The 15853-nt window shown below is 57.4% G+C and carries 10 protein-coding genes, 2 tRNA genes and 3 rRNA genes; 13 read left to right on the forward strand and 2 right to left on the reverse strand.

Annotated elements, in window-relative coordinates; all coding sequences use genetic code 11:
- Positions 1 to 283 precede the first annotated feature (283 nt).
- The 10 genes from ROZ00_02395 (at position 284) to tilS (ending at position 10049) form a co-directional block, all read left to right on the forward strand.
- Positions 284 to 1821 (forward strand): 16S ribosomal RNA (locus ROZ00_02395).
- A 70-nt stretch (positions 1822 to 1891) separates the two neighbouring features.
- Positions 1892 to 1968, forward strand: a tRNA-Ile gene (locus tag ROZ00_02400).
- Positions 1969 to 1999: 31 nt separating this feature from the next.
- Positions 2000 to 2075 (forward strand) — tRNA-Ala (locus ROZ00_02405).
- 248 nt (positions 2076 to 2323) lie between these two features.
- Positions 2324 to 5421, forward strand: a 23S ribosomal RNA gene (locus tag ROZ00_02410).
- Between the two features lie 107 nt (positions 5422 to 5528).
- Positions 5529 to 5642, forward strand: a 5S ribosomal RNA gene (gene rrf / locus ROZ00_02415).
- The 16S, 23S and 5S rRNA genes sit together here with 2 tRNA genes alongside, the layout of an rRNA operon.
- A 99-nt stretch (positions 5643 to 5741) precedes the next feature.
- On the forward strand, positions 5742 to 6437 hold the full coding sequence (locus ROZ00_02420) for an ABC transporter permease (protein MDT3735061.1): 696 nt from the start codon (positions 5742 to 5744) through the stop codon (positions 6435 to 6437).
- Positions 6434 to 7111 (forward strand): energy-coupling factor ABC transporter ATP-binding protein, encoded by a 678-nt coding sequence (locus ROZ00_02425; GenBank protein MDT3735062.1) that lies wholly within the window; start codon positions 6434 to 6436, stop codon positions 7109 to 7111. Before ROZ00_02420 ends, ROZ00_02425 begins: the two co-directional genes overlap by 4 nt.
- A gap of 1 nt (position 7112) precedes the next feature.
- Positions 7113 to 7715, forward strand: coding sequence for a hypothetical protein (locus ROZ00_02430; protein ID MDT3735063.1), 603 nt, complete (start codon positions 7113 to 7115; stop codon positions 7713 to 7715).
- A gap of 32 nt (positions 7716 to 7747) precedes the next feature.
- Positions 7748 to 8719, forward strand: coding sequence for an acetyl-CoA carboxylase carboxyltransferase subunit alpha (locus tag ROZ00_02435; protein MDT3735064.1), 972 nt, complete (start codon positions 7748 to 7750; stop codon positions 8717 to 8719).
- Positions 8685 to 10049 (forward strand): tRNA lysidine(34) synthetase TilS, encoded by a 1365-nt coding sequence (gene tilS, locus ROZ00_02440; protein ID MDT3735065.1) that lies wholly within the window; start codon positions 8685 to 8687, stop codon positions 10047 to 10049. The genes ROZ00_02435 and tilS overlap by 35 nt, the downstream gene beginning before the upstream one ends.
- Here the strand turns inward: tilS and ROZ00_02445 are convergent.
- Together ROZ00_02445 and ROZ00_02450 are read right to left on the reverse strand one after the other, a co-directional pair.
- Entirely contained in the window at positions 10020 to 10619 is a 600-nt protein-coding gene (locus tag ROZ00_02445) for a response regulator (protein MDT3735066.1), read from the reverse strand. The genes tilS and ROZ00_02445 overlap by 30 nt on opposite strands.
- Positions 10616 to 12592, reverse strand: coding sequence for a PAS domain S-box protein (locus tag ROZ00_02450; protein MDT3735067.1), 1977 nt, complete (start codon positions 12590 to 12592; stop codon positions 10616 to 10618). The genes ROZ00_02445 and ROZ00_02450 overlap by 4 nt, the downstream gene beginning before the upstream one ends.
- 158 nt (positions 12593 to 12750) lie before the next feature.
- On the opposite strand from ROZ00_02450, the gene ROZ00_02455 reads away from it, so the two are divergent.
- Genes ROZ00_02455 through ROZ00_02465 form a run of 3 tightly spaced genes read left to right on the forward strand, consistent with a single transcriptional unit; the run spans position 12751 to position 15815 of the window.
- Positions 12751 to 13755 (forward strand): TRAP transporter substrate-binding protein, encoded by a 1005-nt coding sequence (locus tag ROZ00_02455; GenBank protein ID MDT3735068.1) that lies wholly within the window; start codon positions 12751 to 12753, stop codon positions 13753 to 13755.
- Positions 13756 to 13809: 54 nt separating this feature from the next.
- Positions 13810 to 14526 (forward strand): TRAP transporter small permease, encoded by a 717-nt coding sequence (locus ROZ00_02460; GenBank protein ID MDT3735069.1) that lies wholly within the window; start codon positions 13810 to 13812, stop codon positions 14524 to 14526.
- Positions 14523 to 15815 (forward strand): TRAP transporter large permease subunit, encoded by a 1293-nt coding sequence (locus ROZ00_02465; protein MDT3735070.1) that lies wholly within the window; start codon positions 14523 to 14525, stop codon positions 15813 to 15815. The genes ROZ00_02460 and ROZ00_02465 overlap by 4 nt, the downstream gene beginning before the upstream one ends.
- The last annotated feature ends 38 nt before the right edge of the window (positions 15816 to 15853 follow it).

Raw genomic sequence — 15853 nt, forward strand, 5'->3', positions numbered from 1 at the left:
GCATTTTGCAGTGCCATTGCGGGTGGGTAGGGGTTTACTTCAATTGAAGAACCCCATATAATTCCGCTTCTCTGCTGATGCGGAGCCGGCGATTGGGCTGGACGTTCTTTAACAATCTAAACAGCCGATAGGTGTGGGTGCTTGGTTGGTTGGGCGCTGGGGCTTTTGTGTCTTGGCGGATCGGATTGATTGAGTGCTCATACTGAAGTTAATAGTAGTTCCAGCTTGGAAGCAGGTTGGGACTCTGTGATTCTTTATGAGTTGTAGTAATTAAGCAGAGATTGAACTGAAGAGTTTGATCCTGGCTCAGATTGAACGCTGGCGGCATGCTTTACACATGCAAGTCGAACGGCAGCACGGGGGCAACCCTGGTGGCGAGTGGCGAACGGGTGAGTAATGCATCGGAACGYGTCCTGTAATGGGGGATAACCTAGCGAAAGTTAGGCTAATACCGCATACGTCCTGAGGGAGAAAGCGGGGGMTCGYAAGACCTCGTGTTATAGGAGCGGCCGATGTCGGATTAGCTAGTTGGTGGGGTAAAGGCCTACCAAGGCGACGATCCGTAGCGGGTCTGAGAGGACGGCCCGCCACACTGGGACTGAGACACGGCCCAGACTCCTACGGGAGGCAGCAGTGGGGAATTTTGGACAATGGGGGCAACCCTGATCCAGCCATGCCGCGTGAGTGAAGAAGGCCTTCGGGTTGTAAAGCTCTTTCGGCCGGGAAGAAATCGTGCGGGCTAATACCCTGTATGGATGACGGTACCGGAAGAAGAAGCACCGGCTAACTACGTGCCAGCAGCCGCGGTAATACGTAGGGTGCGAGCGTTAATCGGAATTACTGGGCGTAAAGCGTGCGCAGGCGGYTBYRTAAGACAGRTGTGAAATCCCCGGGCTTAACCTGGGAACTGCGYTTGTGACTGYRVRRCTWGAGTRCGGCAGAGGGGGGTGGAATTCCACGTGTAGCAGTGAAATGCGTAGAGATGTGGAGGAACACCGATGGCGAAGGCAGCCCCCTGGGCCGATACTGACGCTCATGCACGAAAGCGTGGGGAGCAAACAGGATTAGATACCCTGGTAGTCCACGCCCTAAACGATGCGAACTAGGTGTTGGGGAAGGAGACTTCTTTAGTACCGTAGCTAACGCGTGAAGTTCGCCGCCTGGGGAGTACGGTCGCAAGATTAAAACTCAAAGGAATTGACGGGGACCCGCACAAGCGGTGGATGATGTGGATTAATTCGATGCAACGCGAAAAACCTTACCTACCCTTGACATGCCCGGAACCCTGCTGAGAGGTGGGGGTGCCCGAAAGGGAATCGGGACACAGGTGCTGCATGGCTGTCGTCAGCTCGTGTCGTGAGATGTTGGGTTAAGTCCCGCAACGAGCGCAACCCTTGTCGCTAATTGCCATCATTGAGTTGGGCACTTTAGCGAGACTGCCGGTGACAAACCGGAGGAAGGTGGGGATGACGTCAAGTCCTCATGGCCCTTATGGGTAGGGCTTCACACGTCATACAATGGTCGGTACAGAGGGTTGCCAAACCGCGAGGTGGAGCTAATCCCTTAAAGCCGATCGTAGTCCGGATYGKWSTCTGCAACTCGASWSCRTGAAGTCGGAATCGCTAGTAATCGCAGATCAGCATGCTGCGGTGAATACGTTCCCGGGTCTTGTACACACCGCCCGTCACACCATGGGAGCGGGTTCTACCAGAAGCAGKTAGCCTAACCGCAAGGAGGGCGMTTGCCACGGTAGGATTCGTGACTGGGGTGAAGTCGTAACAAGGTAGCCGTATCGGAAGGTGCGGCTGGATCACCTCCTTTCTAGAGATCATCTGACTGATCAAGTACTCACAGCCTATCGGTTGTTTTAGCAGTCCTCGAAGGGTAGCGGGGGTCTGTAGCTCAGCTGGTTAGAGCACACGCTTGATAAGCGTGGGGTCGTAGGTTCAAGTCCTACCAGACCCACCAGCGATTTGCGGTGGTGGTGGAAATCGTGATCGGGGGTGTAGCTCAGTTGGGAGAGCGCCTGCTTTGCAAGCAGGAGGTCATCGGTTCGATCCCGTTCACCTCCACCAATCCTGGAAGGGCAAGAGAGTTTCGAAGCGAGCGAGCTGCGGTTTGCTGGCTTCTGGGCTTTTTAGCCGGAGGCTGTAGGGTTCTTTAAAAATTTGGAAGAAGTAAAGTGTGTTGGCTCGCAAGAGCTGACGCATGGGTTGTGATTGTATCTACTCCCATTTGGCTGCTGACCAGCGAGCCGGATGGGGGCACAAGCGCGAGTTGCCTATGCTTGGGTTCTGCCGCGAGGCAGAGCTTAAGGTTATAGGGTCAAGCGAATAAGTGCATGTGGTGGATGCCTTGGCGATCACAGGCGATGAAGGACGTGCAAGCCTGCGAAAAGCGGGGGGGAGCTGGCAATGGAGCTTTGATCCCCCGATGTCCGAATGGGGAAACCCGGCCCGCAAGGGTCACTCCTGGCTGAATACATAGGCCAGGCAGAGCGAACCCGGTGAACTGAAACATCTAAGTAGCCGSAGGAACAGAAATCAACCGAGATTCCGAAAGTAGTGGCGAGCGAAATCGGATTAGCCTGCACAATTTAGCCATTACGCTAGCAGAACGGTCTGGAAAGGCCGGCCATAGTGGGTGATAGCCCCGTATGCGAAAGCCTGATGGTGGAACTGGGTGTGCGAGAAGTAGGGCGGGACACGTGAAATCCTGTCTGAAGATGGGGGGACCATCCTCCAAGGCTAAATACTCGTGATCGACCGATAGTGAACCAGTACCGTGAGGGAAAGGCGAAAAGAACCCCGGGAGGGGAGTGAAATAGATCCTGAAACCGCATGCATACAAACAGTGGGAGCCCCTGCTTTAATGGCCTTCGGTTCTTTCGGCGAGCGCGCAAGCGCGAGCCAAAAGACTTCCAGATTGAAATAGATCTGGATCGGAGTGTCCACCTTCCAGTAGGAGGGCCATTAAAGCAGGGGTGACTGCGTACCTTTTGTATAATGGGTCAGCGACTTACATTCAGTGGCGAGCTTAACCGGATAGGGGAGGCGTAGCGAAAGCGAGTCCGAACAGGGCGATTCAGTCGCTGGGTGTAGACCCGAAACCAGATGATCTACCCATGGCCAGGATGAAGGTTGGGTAACACCAGCTGGAGGTCCGAACCCACTACCGTTGAAAAGGTAGGGGATGAGCTGTGGGTAGGGGTGAAAGGCCAAACAAATCTGGAGATAGCTGGTTCTCTCCGAAAGCTATTTAGGTAGCGCGTCGTGTATCACTTCCGGGGGTAGAGCACTGTAATGGTTGTGGGGGTCATTGCGACTTACCGCGCCATAGCAAACTCCGAATACTGGAAAGTGCGAGCACGGCAGACAGACAGTGGGTGCTAACGTCCATTGTCGAGAGGGAAACAACCCAGACCGCCGATTAAGGTCCCGAAGACACAGTTAAGTGGGAAACGAGGTGGGAAGGCTTAGACAGCCAGGAGGTTGGCTTAGAAGCAGCCAYCCTTTAAAGAAAGCGTAATAGCTCACTGGTCGAGTCGTCCTGCGCGGAAAATGTAACGGGGCTCAAACTGTGCACCGAAATCGCGGATATGTGCGTTCCACTTTAGTTCATTCCTAGCGAGAAGCTGTCAGCGCGCAGCGCTGACAAAGCGTCCCCCAAAGTCGAGTCGGGGGTGGAGTGAATTAAAGGGAACGCACATATGGTAGGAGAGCGTTCCGTAGGCCGTTGAAGGTGGGGTGTGAACCCTGCTGGAGGTATCGGAAGTGCGAATGCTGACATGAGTAGCGATAAAGCGGGTGAAAGGCCCGCTCGCCGAAAGCCCAAGGTTTCCTGCGCAACGTTCATCGGCGCAGGGTGAGTCGGCCCCTAAGGCGAGGCCGAAAGGCGTAGTCGATGGGAAACAGGTTAATAGTCCTGTACCTTTATGCAATGCGATGGGGGGACGGAGAAGGTTAGGTAGGCCGGGTGTTGGATGTCCCGGTTCAAGCGTGTAGGCGTGCCCGGTAGGCAAATCCGCTGGGCTTAGYCGAGGCGTGATGACGCAAGGTCCTTCGGGACCCCAAGCTGCTGAGACCCCGCTTCCAGGAAAAGCCTCTAAGCTTCAGTTGCATGAAGACCGTACCGCAAACCGACACAGGTGGGCAGGATGAAGATTCTAAGGCGCTTGAGAGAACTCAGGAGAAGGAACTCGGCAAATTAGCACCGTAACTTCGGGAGAAGGTGCGCCCCGGTAGGTTGTAGAGATTCACTCTCGAAGGCCGATGGGGTTGCAGTGAATAGGTGGCTGCGACTGTTTAATAAAAACACAGCACTCTGCAAAGGCGAAAGCCGACGTATAGGGTGTGACGCCTGCCCGGTGCCGGAAGGTTAAGTGATGGGGTGCAAGCTCTTGATCGAAGCCCCGGTAAACGGCGGCCGTAACTATAACGGTCCTAAGGTAGCGAAATTCCTTGTCGGGTAAGTTCCGACCTGCACGAATGGCGTAACGATGGCCACACTGTCTCCTCCTGAGACTCAGCGAAGTTGAAGTGTTTGTGAAGATGCAATCTCCCCGCTGCTAGACGGAAAGACCCCATGCACCTTTACTGTAGCTTTGCATTGGACTTTGATGAGACTTGTGTAGGATAGGTGGGAGGCTTTGAAACCGGGATGCTAGTTCCGGTGGAGCCGTCCTTGAAATACCACCCTGGTGTCATTGAGGTTCTAACCTGGATCCATGATCTGGATCGGGGACCGTGCATGGCAGGCAGTTTGACTGGGGCGGTCTCCTCCCAAAGGGTAACGGAGGAGTTCGAAGGTTCGCTAGGTACGGTCGGACATCGTACTGATAGTGCATTGGCAAAAGCGAGCTTGACTGCGAGACGTACATGTCGAGCAGGTGCGAAAGCAGGACAAAGTGATCCGGTGGTTCTGTATGGAAGGGCCATCGCTCAACGGATAAAAGGTACKCTGGGGATAACAGGCTGATKMCKCCCAAGAGTTCAYATCGACGGVGKMGTTTGGCACCTCGATGTCGGCTCATCACATCCTGGGGCTGTAGCCGGTCCCAAGGGTATGGCTGTTCGCCATTTAAAGTGGTACGTGAGCTGGGTTTAAAACGTCGTGAGACAGTTTGGTCCCTATCTGCMGTGGGCGYTGGADRTTTGASRGGRSCTGCTCCTAGTACGAGAGGACCGGAGTGGACGCACCTCTGGTGTACCGGTTGTGACGCCAGTCGCATCGCCGGGTAGCTATGTGCGGAAGAGATAACCGCTGAAAGCATCTAAGCGGGAAACTYGCCTGAAGATGAGATCTCCCGGAGGCTTGACCTCCCTGAAGGGTCGTGGAAGACCACCACGTTGATAGGCCGGGTGTGGAAGCGCAGTAATGCGTTAAGCTAACCGGTACTAATTGCCCGTGCGGCTTGATCCTATAACCTTAAGCAAGGTCCAGGACAACACCGCGCACAAATACAATCCCAATCCCTGACTTCTTCCAAATACGCTCCGACGTCACCGACGGCGGAGCACCCCGTCAAGTCTGACGACCATAGCAAGTCGGTCCCACCCCTTCCCATCCCGAACAGGGCCGTGAAACGACTCCGCGCCGATGATATTGCGCACCACGCGTGAGAAAGTAGGTCATCGTCAGACTAATTACAGAGAAAGGCCCTGGAGAGATGATCTCCAGGGCCTTTTTATTGACTGCAAACCTTCGGGTATCATCGCGCAACCCCACCGAATAGGGCTGTTATGGATTGGTTGGCAACAACCCGAGAAGCATTTGCCTTGCTATTCACCGGTGATGCTGAACTCTGGCAGGTCATTTTCATTTCACTTAGAGTTTCGATACTGGCAATGCTGATAGCGGCTCCGCCGGCTATTGCCTTTGGCTATTTCCTGGCTACAGCTTCCTTTCCAGGCCGTCGGACGTTGATTGTCATCACCCAGGGCTTGCTTGCATCTCCAACTGTGGTTGTCGGCTTGATCCTCTATCTTCTGCTGTCACGCCAGGGGGTATTCGGATCGCTCAAGCTGCTCTTCACCCAAGAAGCAATGATCATCGGACAAGTACTGATTGCTCTGCCGGTGCTGGTGGCATTTACCATATCTGCCGTTCAGGGGGCTGACCCACGGGTCCGGGAAACCGCAATAAGTTTGGGAGCCTCGCGACTTCGCTCTGCGTGGACTACCTTGCTGGAGGTTCGTTTTGGCGTCATGGCGGCAGTCTTCAATGCATTTGGCAGAATTGTCTCCGAAATCGGCTGCTCGCTCATGGTCGGCGGCAATATTGCCGGCGTAACCCGCAACATCCCCACAGCAATCGCACTTGAAACTAGTAAAGGGGAGTTCGCACAGGGTATTGCCCTAGGTTTTGTTCTTCTCCTGGTTGCGCTCAGCGTCAACTTTGCCCTGGCCTTTGCGCAAGGCGAAGGGGGTATGAAGTGAGCGCTCCGATTCTCGTACTTGAGGGGGTGCGCAAATCGTTTGGGGAACGGCGCATCATAAATGTAGGAAAGCTGGAGCTGGCTGCCGGCGAGAGTTATGTGCTGACAGGGGAGAACGGTTCCGGCAAGACGACCTTCCTGAGGATCATGGCGGGCTTGGAGACGGCTGAGGCTGGTTTCTGCCGGTTCGATGGCAAGCTAGTAAATCTACAGGCCTATCCGGAATCGCTGCGACGTGATGTTATATATGTTCATCAGCACCCTTATCTGTTTCGTGGCAGCATCGCTGACAACATCGCTTACGGACTGAAAGCGCGCGGCATAGCAGGGTCCGCACGTGATCAGATGGTAAAGGATGCCATTGACTGGGCTGGTGTGGCCGATCTGCTCGAGGTGCCGCCGCAAAGGCTGTCAGGCGGTGAAAAGCAACGGGTGGCTCTGGCTCGTGCGCGCGTACTTCAACCGCGTCTTTTCCTGCTCGATGAGCCCACTGCTAATCTGGATACTGAGGCGCGTCAGCAAACCATGAGATTGATACGGGATCTGTGCGCCGCAAACAGTACGGTAGTACTCGCTTGCCATGATCGTGAAATCATCGAACTCCCCCACATGCATCGTCTGCACATGGAACACGGGAGTATCGATGCGCAAGCTAGCTCTGCGCCCGGGGCCTGACATGAAGAAACTATTGTCGCTGGGCTTGCTTTGGCTGTGCACTTCGTCGTGGGCGGATGTGTTTGTACGTGACGATATCATGGCTGACCCTGCTCCAAACCAGTTGAGCGTCTGCCATGAGAATGGTTGCAATAGACTTGAATATGTCAGCTTGACGCTTGAACAATGGCAGGAACTTCGCGGTTTATTTCATCCGCTGGCACGCAGTCCAGAGGAAGAGCGCGAAAGATTGCGCCGTGCGCTTGCCCTGATGGAGAAGTTCGTCGGCGCAGCCACCGGCACCTCCAGGGATAAGGGGGGGACTTTCAATGGTGGTGAAGGGCAGATGGACTGCATCGATGAGTCAATCAATACCACCTTATACCTGACGATGCTACAGAAATACGGGCTGATGCGGCAACATCGGGTGGAGGACCGGGCCACACGCGGCTGGTTTCTTGGGGGCTGGCCACATACGACTGCGGTGATCAGCGAGACCGCTGCGCTTCGGGAGAAGAGGCGCGGCCGCCTCTGGGCAATCGACTCCTGGTTTCTGGATAATGGGGAGCCGCCATTCATTCTTCCATTGGAAACATGGAAGGCCGGGTGGGAGCCAATCCGGTAAAATGCGGAACTTCAGCAGCCACTTTTAGACGGATGAAGACCACTTTCCTGGATTTCGAGCAACCAATCGCCGAATTGGAAGCGAAGATCGAAGAACTGCGTTATGTGCAAGATGATTCGGCCGTCGACATTTCCGAGGAGATTAGCCGCCTGGAAACCAAGAGCCAATCGCTGACCAAGGATATCTACGCCAAGCTTACGCCCTGGCAGATAGCCCAAGTGGCACGACATCCTCAGCGGCCGTATACGCTCGACTATATACAGCATATTTTTACGGATTTTGAGGAACTGCACGGTGATCGTGCCTTTGCGGACGATCACGCCATCGTCGGGGGGCTTGCGCGCTTCAACGGACTGTCGGTCATGGTGATCGGCCACCAAAAGGGACGCGATACCAAGGAAAAAATCCATCGCAATTTTGGAATGCCCCGCCCAGAGGGGTATCGCAAGGCACTACGACTGATGCGGCTAGCCGAAAAATTCGGCATTCCGGTGATCACCTTCGTCGATACGCCGGGCGCCTATCCGGGAATCGATGCGGAAGAGCGTGGCCAGTCCGAGGCCATTGGTCGCAACTTGTATGTAATGGCCGAGTTGAAAGTGCCGCTCATCTGTACGGTGATCGGCGAGGGTGGATCGGGAGGGGCGCTAGCCATTGCTGTTGGTGATGTCGTCATGATGCTGCAATACGCCACTTATTCGGTTATCTCGCCGGAAGGCTGCGCTTCCATTCTCTGGAAGAGTGCTGAGAAAGCGCCCGAGGCGGCAGAAACGATGGGTATTACCGCCTCGCGTCTGAAAACCCTCGGCCTGGTGGATCGCGTCGTGAACGAACCTCTTGGCGGCGCCCACCGCGATCACCGAATCATGGCGCAGGCACTCAAGAAGGCACTGCAGGATGCCTTGCGTCAGGTTTCCGATCTTTCTCCCGCCGAGCTTGTCGAGCAGCGTTTTGAGCGTGTGCTCGGTTATGGCAAGTACAAGGAACAGCAGGCCGCCCGTTGATCTGACCGCCCGGATATTCGACTGCCTGAGGCAGTTTGTCCGGGGGAGCGATCGGCTTGTTGTAGCACTCTCCGGAGGGGTGGATTCCGTCTTTCTTCTGCATGTACTGCTAAGACTGTCCGGAAGGCATGGATTCCATCTGTCCGCACTGCATGTCAACCACGGTATCAGCCCGAATTCGGATCGATGGCAGGCGTTCTGCGAGCAGTTGTGCAAGGCATGGGGAATTCGGCTTGACGTGAAAAAGGTAGCCGTGGAGCGCGACGGCGACGAGGGGCTTGAGGGGGCTGCGCGCCGAGCCCGTTACAAGGCTTTTGCAGAAATGGATGCCGAATGGCTGGTTCTGGCGCACCATCGCGACGACCAGGCCGAGACCCTTCTCTTCAATCTTCTGCGGGGAACCGGCGTCGGTGGTGCCGCTGCCATGCCGGTGGTGCGACCATTTGCCAGCCGCCATGGAACGGGTATTCTGCGCCCGCTCCTTAATACCTCGCGCGAGGAGATCGTGGATTTTGCCCGCGCTGAGGATTTGGTGTGGGTCGAGGACGAAAGCAATGTCGATCCCCGGTATGCCCGCAACTTCCTCCGGCATCGAATTTTCCCATTGCTGAGAGAACGGTTCCCTGGCTGCGATGCCGTGATGGCAAGGGCGGCAGCGCATTTTTCCGAGTGTGAGCACCTGCTGGAAGAGCTTGCCAGAAACGATGCCGCAATGGTCATGCACGAAGGCCGGATCATTGCATCGCGTCTAGCAAGACTCGATGGAGCGCGCGCACGAAATCTGCTGCGGTACGTTCTGCGCAGCGAAGGTATCCTCCAACCGGATAGCGTACGGCTGCATGAAATTGTGCGTCAGGTGTGCAGTGCCGCTCCTGATCGCCATTTGTCCTTCGATTTGGGGGAGAGGGTGCTGTATCGATATCGGGACGAGGTCTGGTTGATTCCGCATGCCGAGACGGGATCTGACACGATGTGGCGGGGGGAGGCCAGGTTGAAATGGGGTGCAGCGGTGCTGCACTTCAAAACCTTGGCGGGTGAGGGAATCAGCCGTGAAAAGCTTGTCAGTAATTGTGTGAGGATTTCCCTCCGGCGGGGAGGGGAGCGCTTTCAGGCGGATGGCCGAAGACCTCGCAGGGAATTGAAGAAGCTGCTGCAGGAACATGCCGTGCCGCCGTGGGAAAGAAGCAAAATGCCATTGTTGTGGTGTGGCGACAATCTTGTCTGGGTTCCCGGCATTGGCATCGATTGCGCTTGGCAATGTGCTCCGGGAGAGCCCGGGATCATGCCGGAGCTCGAGGGCCTACCTCCGGCCGGAAAGCAATTGGGCTAGTTCCACGGCCGACTTGACCCCCATTTTCTCGAAGATGCGGGCCCGGTGCACCTCTACCGTTCGCATGGCGATGTTCAATTCGTCGGCAATCACCTTGTTGTATTTCCCGTCAAGAATGCGCACCATGACCTCCCGCTCTCGAGGCGTGAGCTGTCCTATGCGTGCATCAAGCGACGCCTGTCCCGCACGCCGCTCCTGCCGCGATGCATCGAACGCCAAGGCCTGAATCACGCGATCCACCAGTTCGTTGTCGTTGAACGGTTTTTCGACGAAATCGAAGGCACCCTTTTTGACTGCGGCGACGGCGAGTGGAATATCGCCATGCCCACTGAGGAAGATCACGGGCATGTGGGATCCTCGTTCGGATAGCAGGTCAAACAATTCCAGCCCGCTCATGCCTTCCATGCGCACGTCCAACACCAGGCAGCCCCGCAGGTCGTGCCGCCAGTCGGCAAGGAAAGCTTCTGCCGAATGCCAGGCACGGCTTGCCACCATGCGAGACTTGAACAACCAGGTCAGCGCATCGCGGATGGCCTCGTCGTCGTCAACGATATAGGCGGTTCCAATCATGCCTCCTCCCGCGGCAGGGTGAAGCGGAAAACGGTCCCCCCCTCCGGGTTGGCGTCAACCCACATGCGACCCTTGTGGAATTCTATGATGGAGCGGCAGATGTTCAGGCCCATACCCATGCCTTCCGGCTTCGTCGAGAAGAACGGTTCAAAAAGATGCGCCGCAGCCTCTTGTGCGATCCCGCTGCCATGATCTGCAACACTGACCAGAATGCCCTTTTCGTCCAGGACCGTACTTACGATGAGCTGCTTCCGATCGGATGGCGTGGCTTGCATGGCATCCATGCCATTACGCATCAGATTGAGAAGCACCTGCTCGATCATGACGCGGTCAGCCAGGATTTCCGGCAGAGGGCTGAATAGGTCTTGAACGATCCTCACGCCACCTTTCCGGGCATCTGCTTCGATAAGCCCGGTTGCGTCCTCGATAATTTCGTTGACATTGCAGGGTGCGCGCTGCGGCTCGCTGCGACGAACGAAATCGTAGATGCGTCGGATTACGCGTCCAGCGCGTTGGGCTTGGGCAGCCAGTTTGCCGAGCGCTTCACGCAGCTCGCTTCGCGGCAGGTCGCCTGCGTCGAGGCGATTGATGCAGCCGGTCGTATAGCTGGAGATGGCAGACAACGGCTGGTTCAGTTCATGGGCGAGGGTCGACGCCATCTCGCCCATAGTCACAAGGCGAGCAGTGAGCTGAAGCTTCTCCTGCTGCTGCCGCGCGAGCTCTTCGGCCCGCTTGCGCTCTGTTACATCCAGTACCGACCCCATCCAGCCTGTATGACGCCCTTCGGCGTCGATGAGTGGTGCTTCGTATATAAGCGCGTCGAAGCGCTCACCGTTCTTGCGCTGAAGAGGCAATTCCACGCCTTCGCTGGGTGCCAGTCCGGCCAGTACCTTCTGGTGTGCGGTGAGCGTTGCATCGTATTCCTCGGGAACCCAGTAGGGCATGGGGGGGCTGAGCCCAACAAGTTCGCTGGCGGAGAAACCTGTCATGCGGCAGAAGGCCGGGTTGACATAGATGATGCGCCCATCCAGGTCGCGGGCGCGCAGTCCGGTGAACAGGGAATCTTCCATCGCCTTGCGGAAGGCATGCTCGCGCGACAAGGCTTGTTCCGCCTCCAGTCGTCTTTGCACGTGCCTGCGGAGGGACCAGAGGCTGCCGAGCACAGCAATGGCCAGGCCGACAATGATGACTGCCAGAGCGTTGCGCCACAGGCCGGTTTCCGTGCGATAGGCATTGGCCACGAGCAACAGCCCATGTCCCGGCGGCTCGAAAGAGATCTGGTAGTCGAGGGTTTCCTTGCCTGCCTTGAGATTGGATTTCGAGCCGAGGACTGCCCCTTCCGCATCCGTCACGCTCAAGCGGTAGCGCTCGGCAAACCACCAGGGCACCTGCTCGGCGATCAGTTTCCGAATCGAGAAGGTGGCCATGATCGTGCCAAGGAGCTGGCTGTCACGAAAATAGGGAACGACCAAGTCGAAAAAAAACTCCCCTTCGTCCGGGTACGGCGGGCTGAACGCGGCCTTGCCGGTCGAGTTCGACAGGATGTATGCCTGTCTTGAGGGCTCCGGTCTGAGTGCGATACCGCCGATGTCGTCCGCGACCGTGCCGGGGGCTCCCCGCAGCAGTGCGCCGCCTTCGTCCAGAATGAGCAGCTTGACCATGCCCGGGCTGTTCAGCATCAGGCTGCGGGCATGCGGGTCGAATCGGGGCCCAGCCAGTTCGCCCGCAAAGTAATCCTGGGCAAGTTGCTGCAATTGCTCCTGGTGGCGGGACAGCTGAAAGTCGAGGTTCTGTTCGACCCAGAGCATGTCGTTGATCAATGTCGCCTTCTGCTCCTCGATTTCCTGCCGATGCAGCAACCAGAGCAGGGTGCCCAGGGCGAACAGGAACAGGAAGACCGCGACACGGGGTACGGTCCAGTCCCAGGGACGAAGGTGCTGCGGACGCTGGCTGGTGGGGAGCGGCGGGCTCATTGGTACGAGAATTCTCCAAAAACATGGTACACCAAGCCGTTGCTTCTGCCGGGTTGCGGATATCCACAATGGCTGCCGGTTGCGCTTCCCTTGAAAATGCGCCACGCTATCAATTCAAAACCGCCCCACGCAAAGGGCAACATTTCCTGGAGGAGACGATGAAACTGCGTAATCTTTTGATGGGCATGACCGTCTTGGCATTTTCCGCGGCTGTTGCGGCGCAACAGCCGATTGTGATCAAGTTCAGCCACGTCGTTGCCAAGGAAACCCCGAAGGGGAAGGCGTCGGATTTCTTTGCCAAGCGTGCGGAGGAACTGACCAAGGGCAAGGTGAAGGTCGAGGTGTATGCCAACAGCACCCTCTACAAGGACAAGGAAGAGATGGAGGCGTTGCAGCTTGGCGCCGTACAGATGCTGGCACCTTCCCTGGCGAAGTTCGGTCCGCTCGGGGTGAAGGAGTTCGAGGTTTTCGATCTGCCGTTCATCTTCGACAACTACGCCGAACTGCACAAGATTACCCAGGGCCCGGTCGGCAAGCAGCTGATGGCCAAGCTGGAGCCGAAAGGCATCAAGGGGCTCGCCTATTGGGATAACGGCTTCAAGTCGATGTCCGCCAACAAGCAACTCAAGGCGCCCGACGACTTCAAGGGCCTGAAGATGCGCATCCAGTCTTCCAAGGTGCTGGAGTCGCAGATGCGCTCGGTCGGGGCGCTGCCGCAGGTGATGGCCTTCTCGGAGGTCTACCAGGCGCTGCAGACCGGCGTGGTGGACGGCACAGAGAACCCGCATTCGAACCTCTACACGCAGAAAATGCATGAGGTGCAGAAGCACATGACCCTGACCGAGCACGGCTATCTCGGTTACGCCGTGATCACCAACAAGAAGTTCTGGGAAGGGCTGCCCGCCGATGTGCGCGGTCAGCTCGAGCAGGCGATGAAGGAGTCGACCGACTACGCCAACAAGATTGCCAAGGAGGAAAACGATCAGGCGCTGGAAAAAGTGAAGGCCTCCGGCAAGACCCAGATCTACACGCCGACGGCAGCCGAGCGCATGGCCATCAAGAAGGCCATGATGAAGACCCACAAGGAAATGGAGTCGCGCATCGGCAAAGAGATCATCGAGTCGGTTTACAAGGAAACCGGCTTCGATCCATCCAAGCTGTAACGACGACACGCTAGCGGCGCATCGGCGCCGCTAGTTTTTTGGAGAATGGCCGGCATGATGAGAGTCCTCGACCACCTTGAGGAATGGCTGATTACGTTCCTCATGGGAACGGCGACGGTGATCATTTTCGTGGCTGTCATGCATCGTTACGCCACCGGCTTTGCGATACCTGGCGTGCAGGACTGGCTGCTGGGACTCAACCTCGGCTGGGCCCAGGAGCTGTGCATCATCATGTTCGTCTGGATGGCCAAGTTCGGGGCGGCCTACGGCGTGCGCACAGGTATCCACGTCGGCGTGGACGTGCTGATCAACCGCCTGCAGGAAGGCATGCGCGGGAAGTTCATCGTTTTCGGGCTGCTGGCGGGAGCCACCTTCACCGGCATCGTCGGCACGCTTGGCGCAGCCTTTGTCTGGGAGAACGGCGCGCATTACGCCATCTTCAAGTTTTTCGGACTCGCCACCGGTGATGTGCCGGAGGGGCCGACCACGCCGGATCTGGAATGGCCGACCTGGATCGTCTATTCCGCAGTGCCATTCGGGTCCTACCTGATGTGCTTCAGATTCCTGCAAGTGATGGTCAGCTTCGTGCGTACGGGGTCGCTGCCGCATCACGACCATGGCCATGTGGAAGGCGTCGAGGAGGAACCGCTGCCCGCCCCGGGCGAGGAAGACAAGGTATTTCGCATGGAGGATGAGTTGCACGCCCGGGACCTGATCGACAAAAGTCAGTCGCGGGGCAACGGCGGCCAATCCGAGGGGGAGCGCAAATGAACATCGCGATCATCTTCGGCCTTCTGGCCGCATTGATGCTGACCGGCATGCCGATCTCGATATCGCTCGGCCTGACGGTGCTCTCCTTCCTGTTCTTCATGACCCAGGTGCCGGTCGAGTCCGTGGCACTGAAGCTTTTCACCGGCATCGAGAAGTTCGAGATCATGGCGATCCCATTCTTCATTCTCGCCGGCAATTTCCTCACCCATGGCGGCGTGGCGCGCCGGATGATCCATTTCGCCACCTCGCTGGTCGGGCATTGGCCCGGCGGGCTGGGTCTCGGTGCGGTGGTGGCCTGCGCCCTGTTCGCTGCAGTGTCCGGCTCCAGCCCGGCGACAGTGGTGGCCATCGGTTCGATCCTGATCCCGGCAATGGTCAAGGCCGGCTATCCGGTCAGATTCGGCGCCGGCGTGGTTGCCTCGGCAGGCGGATTGGGCATCCTGATTCCGCCGTCGATCGTCATGGTCATGTACGCGGTGTCCACCAACAGTTCCATTGGCGCATTGTTCATGGCCGGGGTCATGCCGGGGCTGGTGCTGGCTGGCATGTTGCTTCTTACCACCTGGTATCGCGCATGGCGTCACAACTACCCGAAGGAACGGCGGGCCAGCTGGGGCGAGCGCCTCAAAGCCTTCCGCGACTCGGTCTGGGGGCTGATGCTGATTCTGGTGGTGATGGGCGGCATCTATTCCGGCATGTTCACGCCGACGGAAGCGGCGGCCATGAGCGCGGTCTACGCCTTCTTCGTCGCCGTCTTCGTCTACAAGGACATGTCCCTGAAGGATGTGCCGAAGACGCTGCTGGCTTCTGCAAACATGAGCGCGATGCTGCTCTACATCATCACCAACGCGGTGCTGTTCTCCTTCCTGCTGACGCACGAGAACATTCCGCAGGCCATTTCCGACTGGCTGCTCGCCAGCGGCCTGGGCGTGATCGGCTTCCTGCTGGCGGTGAATATCCTGCTGCTACTGATGGGCAATTTCATGGAGCCCTCGTCGATCATTCTGATCACGGCCCCGATCCTGTTCCCGATCGCCATGAAGCTGGGCATCGACCCGGTGCATTTCGGCGTCATGATTACGGTGAACATGGAAATCGGCATGATCACGCCGCCGGTCGGCTTGAACCTGTACGTCGCCAGCGGCATCAGCAAATTGGGGCTTACCGAGATGACCGTGGCGGTGTGGCCGTGGCTGCTGACCATGCTGACATTCCTTGCGCTGGTGACCTATTGGCCGCCGCTCTCGCTGTGGCTGCCGCGCCAGCTCGGCATGATTGCCGGTGGTTGAATTCGTGACTTACGCAACAGCCCGGCCCAGGCCGGGCT

This window comes from Denitratisoma sp., from assembly GCA_032027165.1.
Taxonomy (GTDB): domain Bacteria; phylum Pseudomonadota; class Gammaproteobacteria; order Burkholderiales; family Rhodocyclaceae; genus Desulfobacillus.

Coding starts and splice junctions, on each gene's coding strand:
- ROZ00_02420 (MDT3735061.1), top strand. CDS start 5,742: ATGGATTGGTTGGCAACAACCCGAGAAGCATTTGCCTTGCTATTCACC.
- ROZ00_02430 (MDT3735063.1), top strand. CDS start 7,113: ATGAAGAAACTATTGTCGCTGGGCTTGCTTTGGCTGTGCACTTCGTCG.
- ROZ00_02435 (MDT3735064.1), top strand. CDS start 7,748: ATGAAGACCACTTTCCTGGATTTCGAGCAACCAATCGCCGAATTGGAA.
- tilS (MDT3735065.1), top strand. CDS start 8,685: ATGGCAAGTACAAGGAACAGCAGGCCGCCCGTTGATCTGACCGCCCGG.
- ROZ00_02445 (MDT3735066.1), bottom strand. CDS start 10,619: ATGATTGGAACCGCCTATATCGTTGACGACGACGAGGCCATCCGCGAT.
- ROZ00_02450 (MDT3735067.1), bottom strand. CDS start 12,592: ATGAGCCCGCCGCTCCCCACCAGCCAGCGTCCGCAGCACCTTCGTCCC.
- ROZ00_02455 (MDT3735068.1), top strand. CDS start 12,751: ATGAAACTGCGTAATCTTTTGATGGGCATGACCGTCTTGGCATTTTCC.
- ROZ00_02460 (MDT3735069.1), top strand. CDS start 13,810: ATGATGAGAGTCCTCGACCACCTTGAGGAATGGCTGATTACGTTCCTC.
- ROZ00_02465 (MDT3735070.1), top strand. CDS start 14,523: ATGAACATCGCGATCATCTTCGGCCTTCTGGCCGCATTGATGCTGACC.